Genomic DNA, 23,731 nt, shown 5'->3' on the forward strand with positions numbered 1-23,731 from the left:
CGCAAAATAATAGTCGGTCACTAATATTTGGCGAAATCGCAAAAAGTAGGCCACTCTGGGCTACGGCCTGCAGCCGGCGCAGGACAGCTTTGCACCGCCCGGATCAGGCAAGATCCAGGACCTCGAAACTATCGGGTTGGCACGACAGGATGCGCCCATAGCCGAGAAACCCCATCGAATCGGCACTGACATTCCCGCATGCACAACTGGCCACGCCGATCCTTGCCTTTGCAGGAGCAGGAAAGTCCCGATGCCAGCTCTCAGCGACGCTATTGCAAAGCAGGCATTTCACCCTGAAGGGACCGGGGATCATGTCCGGCTCGCCGGACAGATCGTCCAGGAAGGCCTTTTCGTCGGCAATGCGCCGGAAACCATCGGCCCTGACCTGCGCCTGAATCGCTGCAATCGGCCCGCCGGAGCCCGGCACCGGCTCGCTCGTGGCCAAGCTGTCGTAAAACCCGCGCTCTTTCGGCCCCATCGCGCCCAGATCGTCGGCCGTCGCCAGCGCGTAGAGCCGGCGGCAGGCGCGGACGTCAAGCCGCGTAGCCATGGTTCTGCCGGCCGCGAGCCGCGCCAGGACCGGATATTCGCTGAGCCGATAGGTCATCGCCAAGCCCTCCATGCCCACAGACGCATATGCCAATATTGCAATCCGCTCATCGGCGCATGTCCCGTCACAGATGCCGTGCGTGACCTCGGCCCCGAGGCCACCATTCGACTTCCGTATAATTGCAGATATCCTCCAGATCGACCGTTGCCGCGACGGTGAAGGCCAGTGCCTTCATGCGTTGCGACCGGCCATCTTGCGAGCAATGAACCGGTCGAGGTCGAAGCCTTCCGCCCGGCCGGAGTCCTCTCCGGCGATCAGGGCGTCCTGGAGGGCCTTTACCTTGGCCTCGTGCTCCTCCAGGAGCCGCAGCCCCGCCCGCACCACGTCGCTCGCCGAGCCATAGCGGCCGCCCTTCACCTGCGCGTCGATGAAGCTGACGAAGTGATCGCCGAGCGAAACCGAAGTGTTGCGGGACATGCGGGCCTCCTGTGCGTTGATACCGAATATTACCAAGAAATCGTATCAATCGCAATTGTCGGCTCTCCGCCGCCGGATGTGCATATTGGTATAGGCGCATGTTGTCATACGCCCCTCTGCGATGAAGCATCTGGCCGAGAGTCGCGCGGATGCGCCAGAGCCTGCACCGCGCGTGCCTGATCCAGCCTGGGTTTGGTCCCGCGCGTTCTCCAGGCACCCCGCCTGCACCGCGCGTGCCTGATCCAGCCGCGCTTGTGCCTCACGGGTGAAGAACTGCCATACCGGCGAGGCTTCGATGACCCCGGCTAGGGTCGAGGCCGAGTATGTCGTGCCGAACGCCTGCTTCGCCCCTTGCGCCACATAGGCCACGGTCTCCGGCCATTTCAGCCAGCGCGGACTGGCATCTGCGAGGCGATTGACCCAGCCAGCCAAGCCGCGCAGGAAACCGGAGAGCCCTTCGAACAACCCCGGTCCTGCCGGTGGCTGGCGCAAGGCTTCCAACCCGTCGCTGAGCACAGGCGCCAGCGCGAGGGACATCTCGCGGTTGCGATCCGCGTCGTGGTTCGTCCAGCTGCCCATCTGTCCGGGGGTCTCCAGCCGCTCCAGCAGCACCGGATCAGGATCGACCTGCCGGATGGCGGCAATCAGCCCGCCGGTGGCGATGGCATGCACCGCCTCGGCCTCCCGAAGCCGTCTGGCGACCGTGTCCCACGAGACCGCGCTGAGGCGGCGCTCCTCCTCGTCGGCGAGACGGCGGGCTTCTGCGGCTCGCTCAGTCGCGATCTCTGCCGCCTTCTGCGCCTTCAGCCGTTCCTGTTCGGCCTTCCACGCCGCCCGGTCCAGACGGCGGCGGCGCGGCCCCGTACGGGCTTGACCATGCTTCGCGCCGACCTCGGCGTGATAGCGGTCCTGCCAGTCGCGCATCGCCTGCTTGTAGCTGCGCGATGGCGAGCCGGACCAATGCTGCGCCGCATGCCGGTCCTGCTCGCGATGGCCCTCGTGGCAGCGCTTGGCGTCCATGCGCATATTACCATCTGCACATAGGGGCACGGCCAGCACATGCACATGCGGGTGGGCTTCGTCGAGATGCTCAACGATGCTCAGCACCTCGGCGCCGTTTCGCACGGCATCGTCCCTGGCGAAGGCGATCACGTCCCTGCGCCAGCGCAGATAATCGGCCTCGTCCATGTCCTCGACCGGATCGGGGAAACTGAAAACGCTGCCGATCAGCACATGCGTGTCCGAGCGGATGGTCCGCAAGGCGTCCTTTCGATCCGGCTGCTCCTTGCGCAACCGACGCAACTGCTTGTTCTGCTCGGCGATACGCTGCTCGATCAACGCAACCACCTCCGAGGGCAGGATGCCTTCCAGGATGGTGGGCGGCTGCGGATTCCCAACATGCGGGCAAGCCCCGTCCAGCCGCTCCGCCTCATCAGCGATATCGCTGACCGACCGACTCTTGCTGTTGCCCTTGCGCGAATAGGTTTGCTTGTGCGCGAAGATGGATTTCCCGCTGCGATCAGACATAACGCAATCCCTCGCTGAAGCCTGCGGCGCGCACTTCGCTGCGGGAAACCAGTTCCAGGTCCAGCGCCATGCGGACCTGTCCAACGCTCAGGGTTCGGCACAGGGGATGATGGGATTTGATCCAGTCGGCAGTTTTTGCCGCATGCGCCGGGGTCGGGTCAGGAGGTGATCCCGGCTCGTCCTCGATATAATCGCGCCAGCGGCCCGTCCTGAACCAGTTATCCGAGAAACAGACCTTTGAGCGCGTATAGCCTGCGGTCTCCAGCGCATAGCGCTTTACAGCCGAGAGAAGCTTTTCATACCCGACCTCCTGCATGGCAGCCTCAACGTGGTGCAGGCAGGCCGCTTCGTTGCGACATCGGTCGGTTGGATAGGCCTTCAATATCTCAAGAGATTCAGCCGCCGCCTCGCGCGCGCCTGCGCGCGAAGGTGGTTTATGGATGGTTTCAGGATGGTTTGGGGTCCGCTGTGGACGGGGTACCGGGTCCGCAGCGGACCCCGTTCCGGGTTCACGGTAGACCCCGTCCTCTGCGGACCCCGTCTCGTCGTCGGGTTCGGCAATGCCCTCCAGGGTGCGGACGGCGGCAAGGGAAATGCGATAAACAACGGTGAAACCGTTCTTGCAGGCACGGCGGCCGGTCTCGATCAGGATGCCTTCGCTCAGGAACTCATTGATCGTGCGCTTGACGGTGGTTTCGCCAAGCTCGGTGTGGCGCTGGATCGTCCCCTTGGAGCACCAGATGCCCGACCCGTCATCACTGGCCTTGTCGGCCAGAAACATGATGATCTGCTTTCGCACCGGACTGCCGAAGCGCCGCCCGGCGCAAAGATTCGCGACCTTCCAACTCATGCCGCACCTCCCCACGGGGTTGCACGGCGGGAAGCTGTGACATATTCTTTTGCCAGAAGACTTTTGACAGTGCCGTCGGATGGAGTGCCAGCTCCTCCGACGGTTTTCTTTTGCGCAGAGGTCAAGCCGCAAAACTGCGGGACACCTGCGTCATAACCCATTGATTTGCATGCTGCCGCATTGCACGAATGCGGGACACCACTTCGTTGATATCGTTCGATTTTCAGAAGAAGTGGTGGGCGACCCTGGAATCGAACCAGGCATGGGTCTCCCCGGCGGAGTTACAGTCCGCTGCCGCACCTTGCAGCACGTCGCCCGCCGAACGCTCTCGGCGTGGAGGGGTGATTATCCCGCCCGCTCGGGGGCGTCAAGCGGGATGCGGCCAGAATCTTGCGCTTTCTCGGCCGGGCGGCGCGGCGGCCGGAAAACTTGCATTCGGCCGCGATTTCTGCGCAGTCGGAACCATAACCGGGAATCCGACATGGCCGAAAAACCGCAGAAGACCAAGAAGCCCGCCTGGGTCATCGACAAGGAACGCGCCCGCCGCGCCGCCGCGGCCGAAACCGTCTGGCTGTTCGGCCTGCACGCCGTGCGCGACGCGCTGGCCAATCCGCGGCGCGAGAAGCTGCGGCTGGTCGTGACCCGCAACGCGCTGGACCGCCTCGGCCCCCTGCCCGAGGGGCTTGAAGCCGAGATCGCGGATGCCCGCAGCTTCGACCGAACCGTGCCGCTGCCGCCGGAAAGCGTGCATCAGGGCGCGGCGCTGGAGGTGAAGCCGCTGAAATGGGACAGCCTGGCCGATCTGGCGCTGTCGGGCCCGGGGCGGCCGCTGCTGGTGGCGCTGGACCGGGTGACCGACCCGCATAATGTCGGCGCCATCCTGCGCTCGGCCGAGGTCTTCGGCGCGCGCGCGGTCATCGCCCCGGCGCGCCACTCGGCGCCCGAGACCGGGGCGCTGGCCAAGACCGCCTCGGGCGCGCTGGAGCGGCAGCCCTATCTGCGGGTTACCAATCTGGCCGAGGCGCTGATCGAACTGCAGGCCATGGGCTATGTGGTGCTGGGGCTGGACGGCACCGGCACCGAGGCCCTGCCCGGGGCGCTGCGCGAACTGGCGGGCCGGCCGCTCTGCCTGGTGCTGGGGGCCGAGGGCCCCGGCCTGCGCGAGCGCACCCGAGAAACCTGCGATCGCATCCTGCGGATTCCCTTCGCCGCGGATTTCGGCTCGCTCAACGTCTCGAACGCGGCGGCGGTGGCGCTCTATGCCGCTTCACAGAGCTGAGCGCGGCCATCACATCGGCGCTAGAAATCGCCCGGCCGGGTTGAGAATCGGCCATGGCTTTGCCAGATCGAAGGCATCGCCCCTCACCCCAGCGCCGCCATGATTCGACCGTTTCTCGCCAGCCTGCTGCTCGCCTTGCCCGTTTCCGGGGCAATGGCACAGAATTGGGCGCTCGACGGCATGGATCCGGTCTCCTACGGGACCGAGAACGCCGCGGTGCCGGGGCGCACCGATCTGGTCACGGTCTGGCGCGGCCAGGCCTGGCACTTCGCCAGCGAGCATAACCGCAATCTTTTCGAAGCCAATCCAAAGGCTTACGCCCCAGGCTTGGGCGGCCTTTGCGTGGTCGCCCTGTCCGAGGGCCGGTCAGAGCCGGGCAATCCGCGCCATTTCGTGGTGATCGGCCAGCGCACCTATCTGCTGCGTTCGGAACAGGCACGTGAGCGACTTCTTGCCGATCCGCAGCAAATCCTGATGCGCGCCAAGGCCGTCTGGTCGCGCATGAACCCCTGAAACTCACTTTTTTGCGATGGGGGTGGAACTTTTTGGCCACGGTTCCCATTTATTTACCGGACATGACCACGGAACGGTCATGTTCAGATCACTGTCCCTCGTTCCGCGACTTGCGCCCGGCCAGACTACTGGACCGGGCGCTTTTTCCATGCCACTTTCGGTTGAGATCTGGGGGAGGATCATATGAGCCTGGCAATACTTCGCGATATCGGCACCTCGCCGGTCGATGACGACATTGCGCGCATCGCCCGCACGGCGCGCTGCATCGCCATCGTCGGCCTGTCGCCGAACGAGGCCCGACCATCCTGGGGCGTCGCCCGTTACCTGAAATCGCAGGGCTACCGCATCATCCCGGTCAATCCGGGCCATGCCGGCAGCACCATCCTGGACGAAAGGGTCTATCCCGACCTGCGGGCGATTCCGCCCGAAACCGGGGTGGACATGGTGGACATCTTCCGCCGCCCCGAGGCGGTGCCGGCCATCGTCGAGCAAGCCATGGGCCACCTGCCCCGGCTGGGCACGATCTGGATGCAGCTTGGCATCCGCCACCCGATTGCCGCCAGCCGCGCCCGCGCCCGCGGCCTGACGGTGATCGAGGACCGTTGCCCCAAGATCGAGTTCCCGCGCTTTCTCTAGCGCGGCCCGAAGCGCATGAAAAAGGCCCCGGGACCTTTGGGATCCGGGGCCTTGCCTTGTCCGGGTTGCGGTCAGACGCCGGAATAGAGCCCTTCGTAGATCGGCCCCAGCGTATCGACCTCGAAAAGCGAGCTGACCGAGGTGCCGTTCCAGATGTTCAGGATCGCCTGGGCGAACATCGGCGCGGTCGGCACGATGCGGATGTTCGAGGCGGATCTCACCTTCTCGGTCGGCTCGATGGAATCGGTGATCACCAGCGATTTCATCACCGAGCCCTGCACCCGCTCGACCGCCGGGCCGGAAAGGACGCCGTGGGTGATATAGGCATGCACCTCGGTCGCGCCGTGCTCGGTCAGCACCTGCGCCGCCTTGCACAGCGTGCCGGCGGTATCGCAGATGTCGTCGACGATGATGCAGGTCTTGCCGGTCACGTCGCCGATCACCGTCATCTCGGCCACCTCGCCCGGCTTCTCGCGGCGCTTGTCGACGATGGCCAAGGGCGCGCCGATGCGCTGCGCCAGTTCCCGCGCCCGCGCCACGCCGCCCACATCGGGCGAGATCACCATCAGATCGGACAGCCGCTCGCGGAAATGATGCTTGATGTCCAGGGCAAAGACCGGCGCGGCATAGAGGTTGTCCACCGGAATATCGAAAAAGCCCTGGATCTGCGCCGCGTGCAGGTCCAGCGTCAGCACCCGGTCCACCCCCGCCTCGGTCAGCAGGTTGGCGACCAGCTTGGCGCTGATCGGCGTGCGGGCCTTGGCGCGGCGGTCCTGGCGGGCATAGCCGAAATAGGGGATCACCGCGGTGATGCGCGCCGCCGACGAACGCTTCAGCGCGTCGGTCATGATCAGCAGCTCCATCAGGTTGTCATTGGCCGGGTTCGAGGTCGGCTGGATGATGAACATGTCCTCGCCGCGGACGTTCTCATAGACCTCGACGAAGATCTCCTGATCGTTGAAACGCTCGACCCGCGCCTCGACGGGGGCGACATTCATCCCGCGATGCATCGACATGCGGCGGGCGATGGCATTGGCCAGAGGCCGGTTCGCATTCCCCGCGATGAGCTTCGGTTCGGTCATGGCCGGCATGGGCTTTCCCTGTCTGGATTCGTGCGATTGCACCCCGCTTAGCACCGGGCTAGCCTGCCCGCAAACCCCGGAGGCTCACCCATGGCGCATATCGACTATTACTTCGGCACACCCAGCCCCTGGGCCTATCTGGCCGGCGACCGGCTCGAACGGATCGCCGCGGGCCACGGCGCGACGATCACCTACAAGCCGGTGGATCTGCTGCAGCTTTTCGACCGCACCGGCGGCGTGCGGCCCGCGAACCGCCACCCCTCGCGGATGGAATACCGCGCGCAGGAGTTGCGGCGCTGGTCCGAGCATCTGGGCATGCCCCTGAAGCTGAAGCCCGCCTTCTGGCCGGTGAACCCGGCGCCCTCCTCCTATGCCATCATCGCCGCGCAAGAGGCCGGCGGCGGCGACCTGCCGGGGCTGGTGCAGGGCTTCCTGCGCGCGGTCTGGGCCGAGGATGCCGACATCGCCGACGACGCGGTGATCCGCGACAGGCTCGCCGCCGCCGGCTTCGATCCCGAGCTTGCCAACAAGGGCCTGTTTGTCGGGGCCGAGACCTTCGGCCGCAACCTCGAAGAGGCGGTCGAGGCCGGCGTCTTCGGCTCGCCCTTCTATGTGGTGCGCGAAAGCGGCGAGCGTTTCTGGGGCCAGGACCGGCTGGATTTTCTCGACCGGCACCTGGAAAGCCTGTGAGCGCGCTGCATCTGAGGCGCTGGCCGGGGCACGAGGACCGCCCGGCCCTGGCGCTGCATTGCATGATGGGCAATGCCCGCTATTGGCGGCCCATCGCCGCGGATCTGCACGACCGCGTGCAGATCGCCGCGCCCGACCTGCCCGGCCATGGCCAGAGCCCCGACTGGGCCGGCCGGCCGCCCGATTACCATACCTTCGTGACCCGCGAGGCGGCGTCGCTGATCGACCGGCCGCTGGACCTGATCGGGCACAGCATGGGCGCCACCGTCGCGCTGCGCATCGCCGTGGCGGCGCCCGAGGCAGTGCGCAGCCTGACCCTGATCGAGCCGGTGCTGTTCGCCGCCGCGCCCGAGGCCATGAACGACGCGCTGCTGGACGATATCGCGGCGCGGCTTGCCGCCGGCGCGGATGCCGAGGCGGCCGAGGCTTTCCTGGCCATCTGGGGCGGGCTCGACTGGCAATCGCAGACCCCCGCGGGCAAGGCGCGCCTGGCGCGGCAGATCCATCTGGTCCAGGCCAGCAACGAGGCGCTGCGCCAGGATACCGCCAATATCCTGCGCGAGGGCGGGCTGGAGGCCATCGACGCGCCGGTGCTGATCGTCATGGGCGAGGAATCCCCGCCGGTGATCCCGGCAATCGCCGACGCGCTGGCGGCCCGCCTGCCGGATGTCGGGCGCGCCCGCGTTCCGGGGGCCGGCCACATGCTGCCGATCACCCATCCCCGGCAGGTCGCCGAGCTGATCGGGCTGAATCTGGACCGCGCCTGAGCGGCGGATCATTCCAGATCCCAGTCCTCCTCATGCCGGACCGGGCCGACGGCCAACCAGCTGGCCCGCACCCGCGCCACGCGGGTGTCGCCCCAGGTGCGGAACTGCAGCGCGAAACCCTGCCGGGTGATGTTCACCGCCTGGATGTCGGCGCGCTGGTTGGCGTTGCGGTCGATGTCCCACATGCTCAGCGAGACATGCACCACCGGCGGCTCGGCGAAGCTTTCGTCAAAGCGCACGTCCTGGGTTTCGACCCGCGGGCCGTGGCCGGTCCACATCGGCCCGCCGCTCTCGAAGGCCGAAAACATCTCGGCCGAGCCCTGGGCGACGCCCACGGCGAAATGTCCAAAACGTCTCAAGGCGCGCTCCTCCCTTCGCACCATGAAATTCCACGGCAGCGGATAAATAAAGCCCCGGGAAAACCGGGGCTTATTATCCTTTTAGTCAATATCCAGCTAATGCGGGAAATTGGCCTGGTTCGGGTCCAGCCCGATATGGGTGCCAAGCGCCTCCATGTCGGCCAGCAGCTTGACCGCGGCGGCGACCAGCTCCTCTCCGGCAGATTCGCGTTCCTTGGCGGCCTGAACGCGACGATGGGCCTGGGCCATCATCTCGTTGAAGACCTCCTGGGTCATCTCGGCCCGGGGATGCCCGCGTTCGGCCAGCAGGGTGACGGAGTCGTTGTTGATCTCGGCGAAGCCGCCGGTCACCGCGAATTCCGTCTCGGACCCGTCGCCTGCCACCACGGTCACCAGACCGGGGCGCAGGTTGACGATGGCCGGCGCATGGCCGGGCATCGCCGTCAGGTCGCCCTCGGCGCCGGGCAGGCGCACCTCGCGCACCGGGACGGAAACCAGGTTCCGTTCCGGCGAGACGAGGTCGAACTGCATCGTGTCGGCCATGTCGCCTCCTTACGCCGCGTCAGCGGCGAGACGCTGAGCCTTGGCTTTCACTTCCTCGATGCCGCCGACCATGTAGAAGGCCGCTTCCGGCAGGTGGTCGTATTCGCCGGCCACCACCGCCTTGAACGAGCGGATCGTGTCCTCCAGCGGCACCTGCACGCCATCAGAGCCGGTGAAGACCTTGGCCACGTCGAAGGGCTGCGACAGGAAACGCTGGATCTTGCGGGCGCGGGCCACGGTCAGCTTGTCCTCTTCCGACAGCTCGTCCATGCCGAGAATGGCGATGATGTCCTGCAGCGACTTGTATTTCTGCAGGATGCCCTGGACGTCGCGGGCGACCTGGTAATGCTCTTCGCCGACGATGGCCGGATCGAGGATCCGCGAGGTCGAGTCGAGCGGGTCAACCGCCGGATAGATGCCAAGCTCCGAGATCGCGCGCGACAGCACGGTCGTGGCGTCGAGATGCGCGAAGGAGGTCGCCGGCGCGGGGTCGGTCAGGTCGTCGGCCGGAACGTAGATTGCCTGCACCGAGGTGATCGAGCCGGCCTTGGTCGAGGTGATGCGTTCCTGCAGCGCGCCCATGTCGGTGGCCAGCGTCGGCTGGTAGCCCACGGCCGAGGGGATGCGGCCCAGAAGCGCCGACACCTCGGAACCCGCCTGGGTGAAGCGGAAGATGTTGTCCACGAAGAACAGCACATCGGTGCCCGACTGGTCGCGGAACTGTTCGGCCAGGGTCAGGCCGGTCAGCGCCACGCGCATCCGCGCCCCCGGAGGCTCGTTCATCTGGCCATAGACCAGCGCCACCTGCGATTGCGACAGGCTGTCGGGCTTGATGACGCCCGATTCCACCATCTCGTGGTAAAGGTCGTTGCCTTCGCGGGTCCGCTCGCCCACGCCCGCGAACACCGAATAGCCCGAATGCACCTTGGCGATGTTGTTGATCAGTTCCATGATCAGAACCGTCTTGCCCACGCCGGCGCCGCCGAACAGGCCGATCTTGCCGCCCTTGGAATAGGGGGCCAGCAGGTCGATGACCTTGATGCCGGTGACGAGGATCTCGGACGCGGTCGCCTGGGCGGCGAAATCCGGGGCCGGCTGGTGGATGGCGCGGGTCTCGGACGCCTCGACCGGGCCGCCTTCATCGACCGGCTCGCCGACGACGTTCAGGATGCGGCCCAGGGTCGCATCGCCGACCGGAACCATGATCGGGCCGCCGGTATCCTTCACCGGCAGGCCGCGGACCAGACCTTCGGTCGCGTCCATGGCGATGGTGCGGACGGTGTTCTCGCCCAGGTGCTGGGCCACTTCCAGCACCAGGCGCTTGCCGTTGTTCTCGGTTTCCAGAGCGTTCAGAATCGCGGGAAGCTGGCCGTCGAACTGCACGTCGACGACGGCGCCGATCACCTGCGTGATTTTTCCATTGGCCTCTGCCATGTCTCTACCTCTACGTGTCAGAGCGCCTCTGCGCCCGAGATGATTTCAATCAGTTCCTTGGTGATCGCGGCCTGACGCGAGCGGTTGTATTCCGTCGTCAGCCTGTCGATCATGTCGCCGGCATTGCGCGTGGCGTTGTCCATGGCGGTCATCCGCGCGCCCTGTTCCGAGGCCGCGTTCTCCAGCAGCGCCGCAAAGACCTGCGTCGCCACCGAGCGCGGCAGCAGGTCGTTCAGGATCGCGTGCTCGTCCGGTTCGTAGTCATAGAGCGCCGAAGCCTCGGCCTCGCCCTCCTCGACCACGGCGGGGATGATCTGCCGGGCGGTCGGAACCTGGCTGATGACGGATTCGAAGCGGTTGTAGAACAGCGTCGCCACGTCGAACCCGCCGGCGTCGAACCGGTCGAGAATCTCGTCGGCGATGGCGCGCGCATTGTCATAGCCGATGCGCTTGACCTCGCTCATGTCGACGTGATGGACGAAGAGCTCGCCATATTCGCGCTTGAGCTGCTCGCGGCCCTTCTTGCCGACGGTCAGGATCGACACCTGCTTGCCCTGCGCCTGCAGGTCCTGCAGGCGCTGGCGGGCGAGCTTGACGATGGACGAGTTGAACCCGCCCGCAAGCCCGCGCTCCGAGGTCATCACCACCAGCAGGTGACGGCGATCCTCGCCGGTCCCCGCCAGCAGCCGCGGCGCCAGGTCCGAGCCCGCCGCCGCAGCGGTCAGCCCGGCCATCACCGAGGCCATCCGGTCGGCATAGGGGCGCGCGGCTTCCGCCGCTTCCTGCGCGCGGCGCAGTTTCGCGGCGGCGACCATCTGCATCGCCTTGGTGATCTTGCGCGTGTTCTTGACGCTGCCGATCCGGTTCTTGAGATCCTTGAGGCTGGGCATCTATCCCTCCCCTCAGGCGTAGGTCTTGGCGTAGCCGTCCAGCGCTGCCTTGATCGCATCCTCAAGCTCGCCCGCCACCTTGCGGTCGTTCCTGGTCATGTCCTCAAGCAGATCGGCCTTCTGGTTGCGCAGATACTGGATCAGCCCCTGCTCCCATTTGGTCACGTCGCGGACCGGGATGCCGTCCAGATAGCCCTTGGTGCCGGCATAGATGACGATGACGATCTCGGCATTGGTCAGCGGCGAGTATTGCGGCTGCTTCATCAGCTCGGTCAGGCGGGCGCCGCGGTTCAGGAGCTTCTGCGTCGCGGCGTCGAGGTCCGAGCCGAACTGCGCGAAGGCCGCCATCTCGCGATACTGCGCCAGTTCCAGCTTGACCGGGCCGGCGACGGATTTCATCGCCTTGGTCTGGGCGGCCGAGCCGACGCGCGACACCGAAAGGCCGGTGTTCACGGCCGGGCGGATGCCCTGGAAGAACAGCTCGGTTTCCAGGAAGATCTGGCCGTCGGTGATCGAGATCACGTTGGTCGGGATATAGGCCGACACGTCGCCCGCCTGGGTCTCGATGATCGGCAGCGCGGTCAGCGAGCCGCCGCCATTGGCCTCGTTCAGCTTGGCCGAACGCTCCAGCAGGCGCGAATGCAGGTAGAACACGTCGCCCGGATAGGCCTCGCGCCCCGGCGGGCGGCGCAGCAGCAGCGACATCTGGCGATAGGCCACGGCCTGCTTCGACAGGTCGTCATAGATGATCAGCGCATCCATGCCGTTGTCGCGGAAATACTCGCCCATGGCGGTGGCCGAATAGGGCGCCAGATACTGCATCGGCGCCGGGTCCGAGGCGGTCGCGGCCACGACGGTGGTGTAGGCCATGGCGCCGGTCTCTTCCAGCTTCTTCACCAGCTGGGCCACGGTCGAGCGCTTCTGGCCGACGGCGACATAGATGCAGTGCAGGGTCTTCATGCCATCGGCCTCGCGGCCGTTGTAGTTCGCCTGGTTCAGGATGGTGTCCAGCGCGATGGCGGTCTTGCCGGTCTGGCGGTCGCCGATGATCAGCTCGCGCTGGCCGCGGCCGACCGGGATCATGGCGTCCACCGATTTCAGGCCGGTCGCCATCGGCTCGTGCACCGATTTGCGCGGCATGATGCCGGGGGCCTTGACGTCGGCGATGCGGCGCTCCGAGGCGTTCAGCGGGCCCTTGCCGTCGATCGGGTTGCCGAGCGCGTCCACGACGCGGCCCAGCAGCTCCTTGCCGGCGGGAACCTCCACGATGGCGCCGGTCCGCTTGACGGTGTCGCCTTCCTTGATGTCGCGGTCGTCGCCGAAGATCACGACGCCGACGTTGTCGGTTTCAAGGTTCAGCACCATGCCGCGGATGCCGCCCGGGAACTCGACCATCTCGCCGGCCTGAACCTTGTCCAGGCCATAGACGCGGGCGATGCCGTCACCGACGGACAGCACCTGCCCGACCTCGGCCACCTCGGCGTCCTGACCGAAATTCTTGATCTGATCCTTGAGGATGGCCGAGATTTCGGCTGCCTGGATTCCCATTATCCGACCTCTTTCATAGCATTCTGGAGGGAGGCGAGCTTCGAGCGGATCGAGCTGTCGATCATCTGCGAGCCCAGTTTGACGATCATGCCGCCGATGAGGCTTTCATCGACGCGCGCGTTCAGTTTGACCTTCTTGCCCGATTTCGCGGCCAGCGTGTCCGCAAGGCGGGTCTTCTGTTCGTCGCTCAGCGCCTGGGCGCTGACCACGTCGGCGGTGACTTCGCCCTTGGCGTCGGCGATCAGGCCGCGCAGCTTGGCCGCGAACTGCGGCAGGGCGAACAGCCGGCGGTTCCGGGCCATCAGGCGCAGCGTGTTGGCCAGCTCGGCCGACAGGCCCATGCGCCCGGCCAGTGCGCCGATCGCGGCCTCCTGCTGCTGACGGTCGTAAAGGGGCGAGACGGTCAGAGCGCGCAGATCCTCGCTGGCGTCAAAGGCCGAGGCCAGATCGTCGATCTGGGCGGAGAGGGCGTCGAGGCCGCCCGAGTCCCGAACCAGATCGAACAGGGCCTGCGCGTAACGCCCGGCGATATCAGCGGAAATCGAAGCGGAATTGGCCACGGTCATCCTTCCGGTTAGCGCAAGCTCCGCTGGCGGGCCGGCTGGCGGGCCGGTCTGTCGCGGAGCGCGGGTCAAGGGTCGGCCCTGGCATGGATCGGGCTGAGGCCTTCCCGAAATCTGCGGCGTCTCTAGCAGGTGATTTTCCCTGCCGCAACCGCCTTGAACACGGAAATATGAGGCTTTGCGACCCTTGGCGGAGCGGCGCGGCGACCGATTGCGCAAACATGCGGCCCACCCCGCCCTTCGCGCGCGCGAACAGATTCCCTTTTTCCCATCCCGTCGTGTCCGAAAGGCACCGAGGCGGGCCCGCGCAGCTGCGCCTCGGCGCGCCGCAGCCGCCGGAACCAAGCCCGCGGCCCGGCCGGCGCGCGAACAGGATTCGCCGCCCCCTGCCCAACCCCCGGGATTCGCCCGGAACCCGAGCGGCGCCGGCCCCGTCAGCCGGGATCCCGGGCCGTGCGTCCTGCGCCCTGCCCCGCCGGCCGCGGCCGGGCGATCCCCTCCAGAACGTCGAGCGGGCTCGGCACGCTGACACGCCGTCCGGGCCCGACCGGCGCCTGCACCTGCTTGGAAAACTCGGTCAGCACCACCCCCGCCACCAGCACCTGGCTGATGCGCAGGCCGGCCCGCTCCCACATCTGCGCGCTTTTCAGCCAGAAGCGGCGGTCCGAGGGCGGGATGTAGAGCGCCGCGCCCGTGCGTTCGGTGACGAAGCCGGCGGCGCGGGCCTGCACCTCGAGCTGGCCCGCCGTATAGCTGCGGCCAAGGCCGAAGGGCGTGGACTCGGACCGCGCCCAGAGCCCGGCCCGGTTCGGCACCATGGCCAGCATCCGCCCCCCCGGCCCCAAGACACGCCAGGCCTCGTCCAGCAGCACCGCCGGATGGTCCGCCGTCTCCAGCGCATGCAGCAGCACCAGCCGGTCGACGCTGCCGGTATCCAGCGGCCAGGCCGTCTCCTCGCACAGCACCGAGCAGTTCGACATCCCGGCCGGCCAGGCCATCACCCCCTGCGGCCCCGGCATCAGCGAAACCACCCGCCGCGCCCGCGCCAGATAGGGCCGCATCAGCGGCGCGGCGAAGCCGAAGCCGGCGACCGTCATGCCCTGCGTCTGCTCCGGCGGCCACAGCGCCGTCAGCCGGTCGCGCAGCACGCGCTGCACCACCCGGCCCAGGGCGCGGGTGTAGTAGAATTTCCGCAGCTCGAACACGTCGTGATGCATTGCGCCTCCGGCCTCCCGGGGCCAGACTGCGGCAAAGAGAGGAGTTTGCCAATGCCGCTGGAGCTGGTTCCCGTCCGCTGCCTGACCGACAACTATGCCTGGCTGCTGCACGGAAACGGGCAGACGGCGCTGGTCGATGCGCCCGAGGCCGCGCCCATCCTGCAGGAGCTGCAGGCGCGCGGCTGGTCGCTGGACCAGATCGCGCTGACCCATCACCATGCCGACCACATCCAGGCCGTGCCCGAGCTGGTCGGGAAAACCGGCGCGCAGGTGATCGGCAATGCCGATGACGCCGCCCGCCTGCCGCCGCTGGACCGCCCGGTCCGCCCCGGCGAGCGTTTCGCCCTGTGCGGCGAGACGGCGGAGGTCCTCGACGTCTCCGGCCATACCGTCGGCCATGTCGCCTTCCACCTTCCGGGCTCGGCCATGGTCTTCACCGCCGACAGCCTGATGGCGCTCGGCTGCGGCCGGCTGTTCGAGGGCGATGCGGAAATGATGTGGGCCTCGCTGTCGCGGCTGAATGCGCTGCCGGCCGAGACGCTGGTCTGCTCGGGCCACGATTATTGCCGCGGCAATGGCGCCTTCGCCCTTTCGGTCGATCCCGACAATGCCGCGTTGCAGAAAAGACTGGCCGAAACCGCCTCGGGCGCCCGGCCCTGCGCGCCCTCGACCCTGGCCGAGGAACGGGCGACGAATCCCTTCCTGCGGGTCGCGGAACTTGCTGATTCCCTTGGATTGTCCGGGGAAACCGATGCCCGGGTCTTTGCCGAGCTGCGCGCCAGGAAGGACCGATTCTGAACCATTTCTGCAACGCGGCAAGATTATTCGGCGGCAGGCCGGCCCCGCGCGCGGCCGGTCGCCTGCGCCGGACCATCTGCTTGAAATCTGGCCACCGGGATATCACTTCTGCCTCAACCGCGGGAAAATCCGCAGGCGTAAAAGCAAATACCGCTTGAATTGCGGCCAAATCCACCAAATCTTAACTGTATCGTGACAGTCTGGTCAGGTGGACCGCTAAATCTGGCGGCCCATACCGCCAGCCGACTGACAGGAGCTTGAAGTGCCGTCCTTTTCGACCTCGTTGGAACAGGCCATCCATGCCGCGCTTGCGCTGGCCAACGAACATCGCCATGAGCTTGCCACGCTCGAGCACCTGCTGCTCGCGCTGACGGAGGAGCCCGATGCCGTGAAGGTAATGCGGGCCTGCAATGTCGATCTGGACGAGTTGCGCCGGATGCTGGTCGAGTTCATCGAAGACGACCTTTCGACCCTCATCACCGATGTCGAGGGTTCCGAGGCTGTCCCCACCGCCGCATTCCAGCGCGTGATCCAGCGCGCCGCGATCCATGTCCAAAGCTCGGGCCGGACCGAGGTGACGGGGGCCAATGTCCTTGTCGCCATCTTCGCCGAGCGGGAATCGAACGCCGCCTTCTTCCTGCAAGAGCTGGACATGACCCGCTACGACGCGGTGAACTTCATCGCCCATGGCGTCGCCAAGAACCCGTCCTTCTCGGAAAACCGCCCGGTGCAGGGCTCCGAGCAGCAGGGCGAACAGGCCCAGGCCGAACAGGTGCAGGCCAAGGACGAATCCGCGCTGGCGAAATATTGCGTGAACCTGAACAAGAAGGCCTCCAAGGGCGATGTCGATCCGCTGATCGGCCGCGCCGACGAGGTCGAGCGCTGCATCCAGGTGCTCTGCCGCCGGCGCAAGAACAACCCGCTGCTGGTCGGCGATCCGGGGGTCGGCAAGACCGCCATCGCCGAGGGCCTTGCGCTCAAGATCACCCGCGGCGAGACGCCGGACGTGCTGGCCGGCTCGACCATCTTCTCGCTCGACATGGGCGCGCTGCTGGCCGGCACCCGCTATCGCGGCGATTTCGAGGAGCGGCTGAAGGCCGTGGTCAAGGAGTTGGAAGAGCATCCCGACGCCATCCTCTTCATCGACGAGATCCATACCGTGATCGGCGCCGGCGCCACCTCGGGCGGCGCGATGGACGCGTCGAACCTGCTGAAGCCGGCGCTGGCCGGCGGCAAGCTGCGCTGCATGGGCTCGACCACCTACAAGGAGTTCCGCCAGCATTTCGAAAAGGACCGCGCGCTGTCGCGCCGCTTCCAGAAGATCGACGTGAACGAGCCGACCGTGCCCGACACGATCAAGATCCTGATGGGGCTGAAGCCCAGCTTCGAAAAGCATCACGATCTGCGCTATACCAATGACGCGATCAAGATGGCGGTCGAGCTCTCGGCCCGCTACATCCACGACCGCAAGCTGCCCGACAAGGCCATCGACGTGATCGACGAGGCCGGCGCGGCGCAGCATCTGGTCAGCGAAAGCAAGCGCCGCAAGACCATCGGCCCGAAGGAGATCGAGGCCGTGGTGGCCAAGATCGCCCGCATCCCGCCGAAAAGCGTCTCCAAGGACGATGCGGCGGTGCTCAAGGACCTCGACGCGACGCTCAAGCGCCTGGTCTTCGGCCAGGATGCGGCGATCGAGGCGTTGTCCTCGGCGATCAAGCTGGCCCGGGCCGGACTGCGCGAGCCGGAAAAGCCGATCGGCAACTATCTCTTCGCCGGCCCCACCGGCGTCGGCAAGACCGAGGTCGCCAAGCAGCTGGCCGCGACCCTCGGCGTCGAGCTGCTGCGTTTCGACATGTCCGAATACATGGAGAAACATGCGGTCAGCCGGCTGATCGGCGCGCCTCCGGGCTATGTGGGCTTCGACCAGGGCGGGCTTCTGACCGACGGGGTGGACCAGCATCCGCATTGCGTGCTGCTGCTGGACGAGATCGAAAAGGCGCATCCGGATGTCTACAACATCCTGCTGCAGGTCATGGACCACGGCAAGCTCACCGACCATAACGGCCGCCAAGTGGATTTCCGCAACGTGATCCTGATCATGACCTCGAACGCGGGGGCGGCGGACCAGGCCAAGGCCGCCTTCGGCTTCGGCCGCGAGCGCCGCGAGGGCGAGGATACCGCCGCCATCGAGCGCACCTTCACGCCGGAATTCCGCAACCGGCTGGATGCGGTGATCAGCTTCGCGCCGCTCTCGCGCGAGATCATCGTCCAGGTGGTCGAGAAGTTCGTCCTCCAGCTCGAGGCGCAGCTGATCGACCGCGGCGTGCATATCGAGCTGACGCCGGAAGCCGCCGACTGGCTGGCCGAACGCGGCTATGACGAGAAGATGGGCGCCCGCCCGCTGGGCCGGGTGATCCAGGAATCGATCAAGAAACCGCTGGCCGAGGAACTGCTGTTCGGCCGCCTGACCAAGGGCGGCGTGGTCCGGGTGAGGATCGAGGACGACAAGCCCGTCTTCGACATCACCGGACCCGAAACGCCCAGGATCAGCAATTCCAAGCCGCCGCTGCTGACGGCGGACTGATACCGCCCAAAGCCTTTGGGGCGGCGCCTCGCGCGCCGCCTTTTTCTTGCGCATCCCGGCCGACCGCCTGCTTCTTTCTTGCCGAAATATCCCGGGGGTCCGGGGGCGGCGCCCCCGGTGCGGCGGAAAAAGCCCGCGCGGTCCGCAAAAGCCAGGCCGGCCTCAGCCCTTCGCCTTGCCTTCCTTGATCTTCGCCGCCAGTTCCTTGGCGATGGCGAAACTGCCCTTGATGCGGTCGGCATCCGTCGGCCAGTCGCGCAGGACGACGATCCGGTTGTCGGTGACCTTGGCCTGGCCGCGCTGGTCGTGGATGAACTCGACCAGCCCGGCCGGATTGGGGAACTTGTCGCCGTGGAACTGGATGGTCGCGCCCTTCGGCCCCGCGTCCAGCTTGGCGATGTTCGCGCGCTTGGCCATGGCCTTGATGCGGATGACCAGCAGAAGCGTGTTGACCTCGCGCGGCAGGGGACCGAACCGGTCGATCAGTTCGGCGGCGAAGCCTTCCAGCTCCACCTTTGTGGTCAGTTCGGCCAGCCGGCGATAAAGGCCCAGCCGCACGTCCAGGTCGGGCACATAGCTTTCGGGAATCGTCACCGGCACGCCCAGGTTCAGCTGCGGCGCCCATTCGTCCTCGGGCGTGCCCTCGATCTCGCCGGATTTCAGCTTGGCGATGGTCTCCTCCAGCATCTGCTGGTAAAGCTCGAAGCCCACCTCCTTGATATGGCCGGACTGTTCCTCGCCCAGCAGGTTCCCGGCGCCGCGCAAGTCCAGGTCCTGCGAGGCGAGGTTGAAGCCGGCGCCGAGGCTGTCGATGGAACCCAGGAACTTCAGCCGCCGCATCGCCTGGGGCGTCAGCGGCACGCGCGGCTTGGTGGTCAGGTAGCAATAGGCCCGGGTCTTGGAACGCCCCACCCGGCCGCGGATCTGGTAAAGCTGCGCCAGGCCGAACATGTCGGCGCGCCAGACCACCATGGTGTTCGCGGTCGGAATATCCAGCCCCGATTCCACGATGGTCGTCGCCAGCAGCACATCCGCCCCCCGGTCGTAAAAGGCGTTCATGCGCCGGTCCAGGTCGCCCGCCGCCAGCTGGCCATGGGCGACGATGGTGCTGACCTCGGGGACGTGTTCCTTCAGCCACTCCTCGACCTCGGGCAGGTCAGCCAGGCGCGGGACGACGAAGAAGCTCTGCCCGCCGCGATATTTCTCGCGCAGCAGCGCCTCGCGGATGGTCACGCTGTCGAACTCCGATACGTAGGTGCGGATCGACAGCCGGTCCACCGGCGGCGTGCCGATGATCGACAGGTCCCGCACCCCGGTCAGCGACAGTTGCAAGGTGCGCGGGATCGGCGTCGCGGTCAGGGTCAGGACGTGGATGTCGCTGCGCAGCTCCTTCAGCCGCTCCTTGTGGGCGACGCCGAAATGCTGCTCCTCATCGACGATCAGCAACCCGAGATTCTTGAACCGCACCTGCTTCGACAGCACGGCATGGGTGCCGACGACGATGTCGACCGTGCCCTCGGCCAAGCCCTTGCGGGTCTCGGCCGCGTCTTTCGCCGAGACGAAGCGCGACAACGGCCGGACATTGATCGCGGTGCCGCGGAAACGTTCGGCGAAGGTGCGGAAATGCTGGCGCGCCAGCAGCGTGGTCGGCGCCACCACCGCGGCCTGCCGGCCCTGCGAGGCGGCGATGAAGGCGGCGCGCATGGCGACCTCGGTCTTGCCGAAGCCCACGTCGCCCACCACCAGCCGGTCCATCGGCCGGCCGGCGGCCAGATCCTCGGCCACGTCGGCGATGGCGCTGGCCTGGTCCTCGGTCTCGGCATAGGGAAAGCGGGCGGCGAAGCTTTCGATCTCGTGATGCTCGGGTTCCAGCACCGGGGCGGGCCGCAGCAGACGCTCGGCCGCGACGCGCATCAGCCGGTCGGCGATCAGCTTGATCCGTTCCTTCAGCCGCGCCTTGCGCGCCTGCCAGGCGCCGCCGCCCAGCTTGTCGAGCAGCCCCTCCTCATGCCCGTAGCGGCTGAGCAGCTCGATATTCTCGACCGGCAGGTAAAGCCGGTCGCCGCCGGCATATTCCAGCGCCACGCAATCATGCGGCACGCCAAGCGCCTTGACGGTTTCCAGCCCGGTATAGCGGCCGATGCCGTGCTCGACATGCACGACCAGGTCGCCGGGGGTCAGCGTGGTGGTGTCGCGCAGGAAATTCTCGGCCTTGCGGCGCCGTTTCGCGCCCCGGATCAGCCGGTCGCCCAGCACGTCCTGTTCCGAGATCACCGCAAGCGCGCCGGTCGCCGCGCCGTCCGAGGTGAAGCCCTCCTCCAGCGGCCAGACTGCCAGACCCAGCGCGCCGGGCTGGCCGGGCAGGTCGCGCAGGTCGGCGATGGGCTTGGCGCCCTTGATGCCCTCGTCCGCGATCAGCCCGGCAAGCCGTTCGCGCGCGCCTTCCGAGAAACTGGCGATCACCACCCGGCGCGAAGCTTGAAGGCTTCGAATATGATCGGCGAGCGCCTTGAAAAGGTTTCCCTTCTCGGCCTGCCGCTCGGGCGCGAAGCTGCGGCCGACCCGGCCGCCGGCATCCAGCACCCCGGGGCCGGGGGGCTGCGGCAGCACCGACAGGCGCAGCACCCGATGCGCGGCCAGCCAGCGCGACCATTCGGCCTCGTCCGGGAACATCTCGGCGGGCGGGACCGGGCGATAGACCGTGTCGGTGCCCCCCTTGCGGGCCAGCGCCTCGCGCCGGGCCTCGAACTGTTCCGAGATCGTGTGCCAGCGCGCGTCGCGGACCTGGTCCAGATGGTCGTCGGCCACCACCGAGGCGTCGGGAAGGTAGTCGAACAGGCTTTCCAGCCGGGCATGGAACCAGGGCAGCCAATGCTCCATGCCCGCCATCTTGCGGCCGGCGCTGATGCCTTCGTAAAGCGGATCGTTGGCGGCGGCGCCGTATTCCACGCGGTAGTTCTGGCGAAAACGGGTGATGGCGGCTTCGTCCAGGATCACCTCGGACATGGGCGCAAGCTCGATCCGGTCGAGCTTTTCGATGGAACGCTGTGTTTCCGCGTCGAATCTGCGCGCGCCCTCCAGCACGTCGCCGAACATGTCCAGCCGGATCGGCCCGGATTCGCCGGGCGGGAAGATGTCGATGATGCCGCCCCGGACCGCGAAATCGCCGGGCTCGGTCACGGTCGGGGCCTGGGAAAATCCCATGCGGGCAAGGAAGGCGCGCAACGCGGCCTCATCCATGCGGTCGCCCACGGCGGCCGAGAAGCCGGCGTCGCGCAGCGCCTCGCGCGCGGGCACGCGCTGCATCGCGGCCGACAGCGTGGTCAGCAGCACGAAGGGCCCCTTCAGCGCGCCATGCACCAGCGCCGTCAGCACCGCCATGCGCGCCGCCATCACCCCGGCGGCGGGCGAGACCCGGTCATAGGGCGTGGTGTCCCAGGCCGGAAACTCCAGCACCGCGGCCGTAGGCGCGAAGAATCCCAGCGCCGCCCGCATCGCGGCCATGCGCCGGTCGTCGCGGGCGATGTGGATGACGGGATTGCCGCGGGCCAGTTCGCGCGCGACCAGCGCGGCGTCCATGCCTTCGGGCGCGCCGGACAGGATCAGGTGTTCGGGATGCGGTGCCATGCGCCCCGAGGTAAAGCCGGCACGGGCGAAGTCAAGACCGGTTCAGAACCCGAAGGGATGCGCGATCATCCAGACCGCGCCGTAGAAGGCGGTCAGCGCCACGGCCAGGATCGACATCGCCACGATCACCGCCTTGTGGCGGCGCATCAGCCGCGCGGCCTCGGCCCCGGCCTCGTTCACCGGCTGGCCGACCTCGGCGCGGGCCAGCACCGCGCGCAGCCGCCGCGCCAGCCGCAGTTCCAGCGCGAAAAGCAGGGCGAAGGGCAGGACCAGCAGCACCAGCGCCTGCGCCATCTCAAGCCCGTAGCCGAAGCCCAGGATGGCCAGCGTCGTCAGCAGGAACGAGCCCAGCCCCAGCAGGATCGCGCCTTCGCGCCGGTCGACGCGCCAGCGCGGCAGGGTCAGCGACAGCCAGTCGAGCAGCGTCAGCGCCGCCGGGTCGTCCTCGGGGCCCGGCTCGGCCCCGATGGCCCCCGCGATCACGTCCGAGGGCACGCCGAGAATGCGTCGCCCCGCCATGGTCCAGGCCAGAGTCAGGATCACCCAGAACCAGATCGAGCCGAAGGACCGGCTGTCCAGCAGGGCGAGGATTCCCTCGGGTCGGAGCACGTCTTCTCCTTGCATCGGTTGCGACAGGCAAACTAACCGGGCGTGACGCAAAGGAAAACCACGATTTTCCGCCGCCGGCAGAAGGCGGCGCCACGGGGGTTGCACGCTGCCGGCCCAGGGTGCAGTTTCGGGTCCAGATCCCCGCAGCCACAGGCCCCGCCATGTCCCCGACCCCGATCGCCGCCCCCTTCCCCGCCGCCCGCCTGCGCCGGCTGCGCCGCACGCCGGCGCTGCGCGCCATGGTGACCGAGGTGAACCTGACCCCCGCCAACCTGATCTGGCCGATCTTCGTGACCGAGATCGCCGGCGGCGAGGGCGAGATCCCCTCGATGCCCGGGGTCGAGCGGCTGACGCTGGAGGGCGCGAAACGCGCCGCGGAAACCGCGATGCGGCTGGGCATCCCGGCGATCTGCATCTTTCCGCATTCCGATCCGGACCTGAAGACCGAGAGCTGCGAGCGCGCCTGGGACCCCGAGAACATCGGCAACCGCGCCATCCGCGCCATCAAGGAGGTCGCGCCCGAGCTGGCGGTGATGACCGATATCGCGCTGGACCCCTATAACGCCAACGGCCATGACGGGCTGGTGCGCGACGGCGTGATCCTGAACGACGAGACGGTCGAGGCGCTCGGCCGCATGGCGCTGGTCCAGGCCGAGGCGGGGGCGGATATCCTGGGTCCCTCGGACATGATGGACGGGCGCATCGGCGCCTTGCGCGGCCTGCTGGAGGCGAACGGCCACAAGGACGTGGCGATCCTGTCCTATGCGGCGAAATTCGCCAGCGGCTTCTATGGCCCGTTCCGCGACGCGGTGGGCGCCTCGGGGCGGCTGGTGGGCGACAAGAAGACCTATCAGGTGAACCCGGCGAACCGCGAGGAGGCGATGCGCTGCGTCGCCCGCGACCTCTCCGAGGGCGCCGACATGGTCATGGTCAAGCCCGGCATGCCCTATCTGGACATCTGCCGCATGGTCAGGGACCAGTTCGCGGCGCCGACCTTCGCCTATCAGGTCAGCGGCGAATACGCGATGATCGAGGGCGCGATCCGCAACGGCTGGCTGTCGCGCGATGTGGTGGCCGAAAGCCTGCTCGCCTTCCGCCGCGCCGGCTGCGACGGCATCCTGACCTATTACGCGCCGCAGGTCGCCGAAAGGCTGGCATGAGGGCGGGCGGTCCTTTATCATCGCCGCC

General features: G+C 67.2%; 22 protein-coding genes and 1 tRNA gene. 8 read left to right on the forward strand and 15 right to left on the reverse strand.

From position 1 onward, the window contains the following. Positions 1–103: 103 nt before the first annotated feature. From PARJ55_RS0105695 to PARJ55_RS0105715, 5 genes are all read right to left on the reverse strand, one after another. Complete coding sequence (locus PARJ55_RS0105695; RefSeq protein ID WP_156929432.1) at positions 104–607, reverse strand: hypothetical protein; 504 nt, start codon at positions 605–607, stop codon at positions 104–106. Between the two features lie 174 nt (positions 608–781). After that, positions 782–1,027, reverse strand: a complete 246-nt coding sequence (locus tag PARJ55_RS0105700) for a type II toxin-antitoxin system ParD family antitoxin (protein ID WP_028712146.1) — start codon at positions 1,025–1,027, stop codon at positions 782–784. A gap of 45 nt (positions 1,028–1,072) precedes the next feature. Further along, positions 1,073–2,554, reverse strand: coding sequence for a plasmid recombination protein (locus tag PARJ55_RS21520; RefSeq protein ID WP_232215668.1), 1,482 nt, complete (start codon positions 2,552–2,554; stop codon positions 1,073–1,075). Continuing rightward, on the reverse strand, positions 2,547–3,404 hold the full coding sequence (locus tag PARJ55_RS0105710) for a hypothetical protein (protein ID WP_028712147.1): 858 nt from the start codon (positions 3,402–3,404) through the stop codon (positions 2,547–2,549). Before PARJ55_RS0105710 ends, PARJ55_RS21520 begins: the two co-directional genes overlap by 8 nt. A 233-nt stretch (positions 3,405–3,637) precedes the next feature. Beyond that, a tRNA-Tyr gene (locus tag PARJ55_RS0105715) sits at positions 3,638–3,721 on the reverse strand. Between the two features lie 164 nt (positions 3,722–3,885). Here PARJ55_RS0105715 and rlmB point away from each other — a divergent pair. The 3 genes from rlmB to PARJ55_RS0105730 all read left to right on the forward strand — a co-directional run bounded on the left by rlmB (position 3,886) and on the right by PARJ55_RS0105730 (position 5,832). Next, complete coding sequence (rlmB, locus tag PARJ55_RS0105720) at positions 3,886–4,683, forward strand: 23S rRNA (guanosine(2251)-2'-O)-methyltransferase RlmB (protein ID WP_028712148.1); 798 nt, start codon at positions 3,886–3,888, stop codon at positions 4,681–4,683. Positions 4,684–4,836: 153 nt separating this feature from the next. After that, a complete protein-coding gene (locus PARJ55_RS0105725) occupies positions 4,837–5,196 on the forward strand; it encodes a YHS domain-containing (seleno)protein (RefSeq protein ID WP_230378441.1) in 360 nt (119 codons plus the stop codon). Between the two features lie 183 nt (positions 5,197–5,379). Next, a complete protein-coding gene (locus PARJ55_RS0105730) occupies positions 5,380–5,832 on the forward strand; it encodes a CoA-binding protein (RefSeq protein WP_028712150.1) in 453 nt (150 codons plus the stop codon). A gap of 71 nt (positions 5,833–5,903) precedes the next feature. Here the strand turns inward: PARJ55_RS0105730 and PARJ55_RS0105735 are convergent, their stop codons facing one another. Continuing rightward, positions 5,904–6,923 (reverse strand): ribose-phosphate pyrophosphokinase, encoded by a 1,020-nt coding sequence (locus PARJ55_RS0105735; protein WP_028712151.1) that lies wholly within the window; start codon positions 6,921–6,923, stop codon positions 5,904–5,906. A gap of 81 nt (positions 6,924–7,004) precedes the next feature. Here PARJ55_RS0105735 and PARJ55_RS0105740 point away from each other — a divergent pair, with 81 nt between their 5' ends. After that, entirely contained in the window at positions 7,005–7,604 is a 600-nt protein-coding gene (locus tag PARJ55_RS0105740; protein ID WP_028712152.1) for a 2-hydroxychromene-2-carboxylate isomerase, read from the forward strand. Continuing rightward, positions 7,601–8,371 (forward strand): alpha/beta fold hydrolase, encoded by a 771-nt coding sequence (locus PARJ55_RS0105745; RefSeq protein ID WP_028712153.1) that lies wholly within the window; start codon positions 7,601–7,603, stop codon positions 8,369–8,371. Before PARJ55_RS0105740 ends, PARJ55_RS0105745 begins: the two co-directional genes overlap by 4 nt. A gap of 8 nt (positions 8,372–8,379) precedes the next feature. On the opposite strand, the gene PARJ55_RS0105750 is transcribed toward PARJ55_RS0105745, so the two are convergent. From PARJ55_RS0105750 to PARJ55_RS0105780, 7 genes are all read right to left on the reverse strand, one after another. Next, the gene (locus tag PARJ55_RS0105750; RefSeq protein WP_028712154.1) at positions 8,380–8,730 is read right to left on the reverse strand and encodes an H-type lectin domain-containing protein; all 351 of its coding nucleotides are present in this window, start codon (positions 8,728–8,730) and stop codon (positions 8,380–8,382) included. A gap of 96 nt (positions 8,731–8,826) precedes the next feature. Next, positions 8,827–9,273, reverse strand: coding sequence for a F0F1 ATP synthase subunit epsilon (locus PARJ55_RS0105755; RefSeq protein WP_028712155.1), 447 nt, complete (start codon positions 9,271–9,273; stop codon positions 8,827–8,829). Between the two features lie 9 nt (positions 9,274–9,282). After that, the gene (gene atpD, locus PARJ55_RS0105760) at positions 9,283–10,707 is read right to left on the reverse strand and encodes a F0F1 ATP synthase subunit beta (RefSeq protein ID WP_028712156.1); all 1,425 of its coding nucleotides are present in this window, start codon (positions 10,705–10,707) and stop codon (positions 9,283–9,285) included. Positions 10,708–10,724: 17 nt separating this feature from the next. Beyond that, positions 10,725–11,597, reverse strand: a complete 873-nt coding sequence (locus PARJ55_RS0105765; RefSeq protein WP_028712157.1) for a F0F1 ATP synthase subunit gamma — start codon at positions 11,595–11,597, stop codon at positions 10,725–10,727. 12 nt (positions 11,598–11,609) lie between these two features. Continuing rightward, positions 11,610–13,145 (reverse strand): F0F1 ATP synthase subunit alpha, encoded by a 1,536-nt coding sequence (atpA, locus tag PARJ55_RS0105770; protein ID WP_028712158.1) that lies wholly within the window; start codon positions 13,143–13,145, stop codon positions 11,610–11,612. Continuing rightward, positions 13,145–13,705, reverse strand: coding sequence for a F0F1 ATP synthase subunit delta (locus PARJ55_RS0105775; protein ID WP_198019320.1), 561 nt, complete (start codon positions 13,703–13,705; stop codon positions 13,145–13,147). Before PARJ55_RS0105775 ends, atpA begins: the two co-directional genes overlap by 1 nt. Positions 13,706–14,142: 437 nt before the next feature. Next, the gene (locus PARJ55_RS0105780; protein WP_028712160.1) at positions 14,143–14,925 is read right to left on the reverse strand and encodes a methyltransferase domain-containing protein; all 783 of its coding nucleotides are present in this window, start codon (positions 14,923–14,925) and stop codon (positions 14,143–14,145) included. Between the two features lie 51 nt (positions 14,926–14,976). Here PARJ55_RS0105780 and gloB point away from each other — a divergent pair, with 51 nt between their 5' ends. Together gloB and clpA are read left to right on the forward strand one after the other, a co-directional pair. Next, positions 14,977–15,723: a hydroxyacylglutathione hydrolase gene (gloB, locus tag PARJ55_RS0105785; RefSeq protein WP_028712161.1), complete on the forward strand. Its 747-nt coding sequence runs from the start codon at positions 14,977–14,979 to the stop codon at positions 15,721–15,723. Between the two features lie 262 nt (positions 15,724–15,985). Continuing rightward, complete coding sequence (clpA, locus tag PARJ55_RS0105790) at positions 15,986–18,307, forward strand: ATP-dependent Clp protease ATP-binding subunit ClpA (RefSeq protein ID WP_028712162.1); 2,322 nt, start codon at positions 15,986–15,988, stop codon at positions 18,305–18,307. A 162-nt stretch (positions 18,308–18,469) separates the two neighbouring features. Here clpA and mfd read toward each other — a convergent pair whose 3' ends face one another. Beyond that, positions 18,470–21,934, reverse strand: a complete 3,465-nt coding sequence (mfd, locus tag PARJ55_RS0105795; RefSeq protein WP_028712163.1) for a transcription-repair coupling factor — start codon at positions 21,932–21,934, stop codon at positions 18,470–18,472. 42 nt (positions 21,935–21,976) lie between these two features. Beyond that, positions 21,977–22,543 carry a hypothetical protein gene (locus tag PARJ55_RS0105800; RefSeq protein ID WP_028712164.1) on the reverse strand — a complete coding sequence of 189 codons (567 nt, stop codon included), beginning with the start codon at positions 22,541–22,543 and terminating at the stop codon, positions 21,977–21,979. A 161-nt stretch (positions 22,544–22,704) separates the two neighbouring features. Between PARJ55_RS0105800 and hemB the strand changes: the two genes are divergently transcribed. Then, entirely contained in the window at positions 22,705–23,703 is a 999-nt protein-coding gene (gene hemB / locus PARJ55_RS0105805; protein WP_028712165.1) for a porphobilinogen synthase, read from the forward strand. Positions 23,704–23,731: the final 28 nt, after the last annotated feature.

Source organism: Paracoccus sp. J55, from assembly GCF_000513975.1.
Lineage (GTDB): Bacteria > Pseudomonadota > Alphaproteobacteria > Rhodobacterales > Rhodobacteraceae > Paracoccus.

Coding starts and splice junctions, on each gene's coding strand:
- PARJ55_RS0105695 (WP_156929432.1), bottom strand. CDS start 607: ATGACCTATCGGCTCAGCGAATATCCGGTCCTGGCGCGGCTCGCGGCC.
- PARJ55_RS0105700 (WP_028712146.1), bottom strand. CDS start 1,027: ATGTCCCGCAACACTTCGGTTTCGCTCGGCGATCACTTCGTCAGCTTC.
- PARJ55_RS21520 (WP_232215668.1), bottom strand. CDS start 2,554: ATGTCTGATCGCAGCGGGAAATCCATCTTCGCGCACAAGCAAACCTAT.
- PARJ55_RS0105710 (WP_028712147.1), bottom strand. CDS start 3,404: ATGAGTTGGAAGGTCGCGAATCTTTGCGCCGGGCGGCGCTTCGGCAGT.
- rlmB (WP_028712148.1), top strand. CDS start 3,886: ATGGCCGAAAAACCGCAGAAGACCAAGAAGCCCGCCTGGGTCATCGAC.
- PARJ55_RS0105725 (WP_230378441.1), top strand. CDS start 4,837: ATGGCACAGAATTGGGCGCTCGACGGCATGGATCCGGTCTCCTACGGG.
- PARJ55_RS0105730 (WP_028712150.1), top strand. CDS start 5,380: ATGAGCCTGGCAATACTTCGCGATATCGGCACCTCGCCGGTCGATGAC.
- PARJ55_RS0105735 (WP_028712151.1), bottom strand. CDS start 6,923: ATGCCGGCCATGACCGAACCGAAGCTCATCGCGGGGAATGCGAACCGG.
- PARJ55_RS0105740 (WP_028712152.1), top strand. CDS start 7,005: ATGGCGCATATCGACTATTACTTCGGCACACCCAGCCCCTGGGCCTAT.
- PARJ55_RS0105755 (WP_028712155.1), bottom strand. CDS start 9,273: ATGGCCGACACGATGCAGTTCGACCTCGTCTCGCCGGAACGGAACCTG.
- atpD (WP_028712156.1), bottom strand. CDS start 10,707: ATGGCAGAGGCCAATGGAAAAATCACGCAGGTGATCGGCGCCGTCGTC.
- PARJ55_RS0105765 (WP_028712157.1), bottom strand. CDS start 11,597: ATGCCCAGCCTCAAGGATCTCAAGAACCGGATCGGCAGCGTCAAGAAC.
- atpA (WP_028712158.1), bottom strand. CDS start 13,145: ATGGGAATCCAGGCAGCCGAAATCTCGGCCATCCTCAAGGATCAGATC.
- PARJ55_RS0105780 (WP_028712160.1), bottom strand. CDS start 14,925: ATGCATCACGACGTGTTCGAGCTGCGGAAATTCTACTACACCCGCGCC.
- gloB (WP_028712161.1), top strand. CDS start 14,977: ATGCCGCTGGAGCTGGTTCCCGTCCGCTGCCTGACCGACAACTATGCC.
- mfd (WP_028712163.1), bottom strand. CDS start 21,934: ATGGCACCGCATCCCGAACACCTGATCCTGTCCGGCGCGCCCGAAGGC.
- hemB (WP_028712165.1), top strand. CDS start 22,705: ATGTCCCCGACCCCGATCGCCGCCCCCTTCCCCGCCGCCCGCCTGCGC.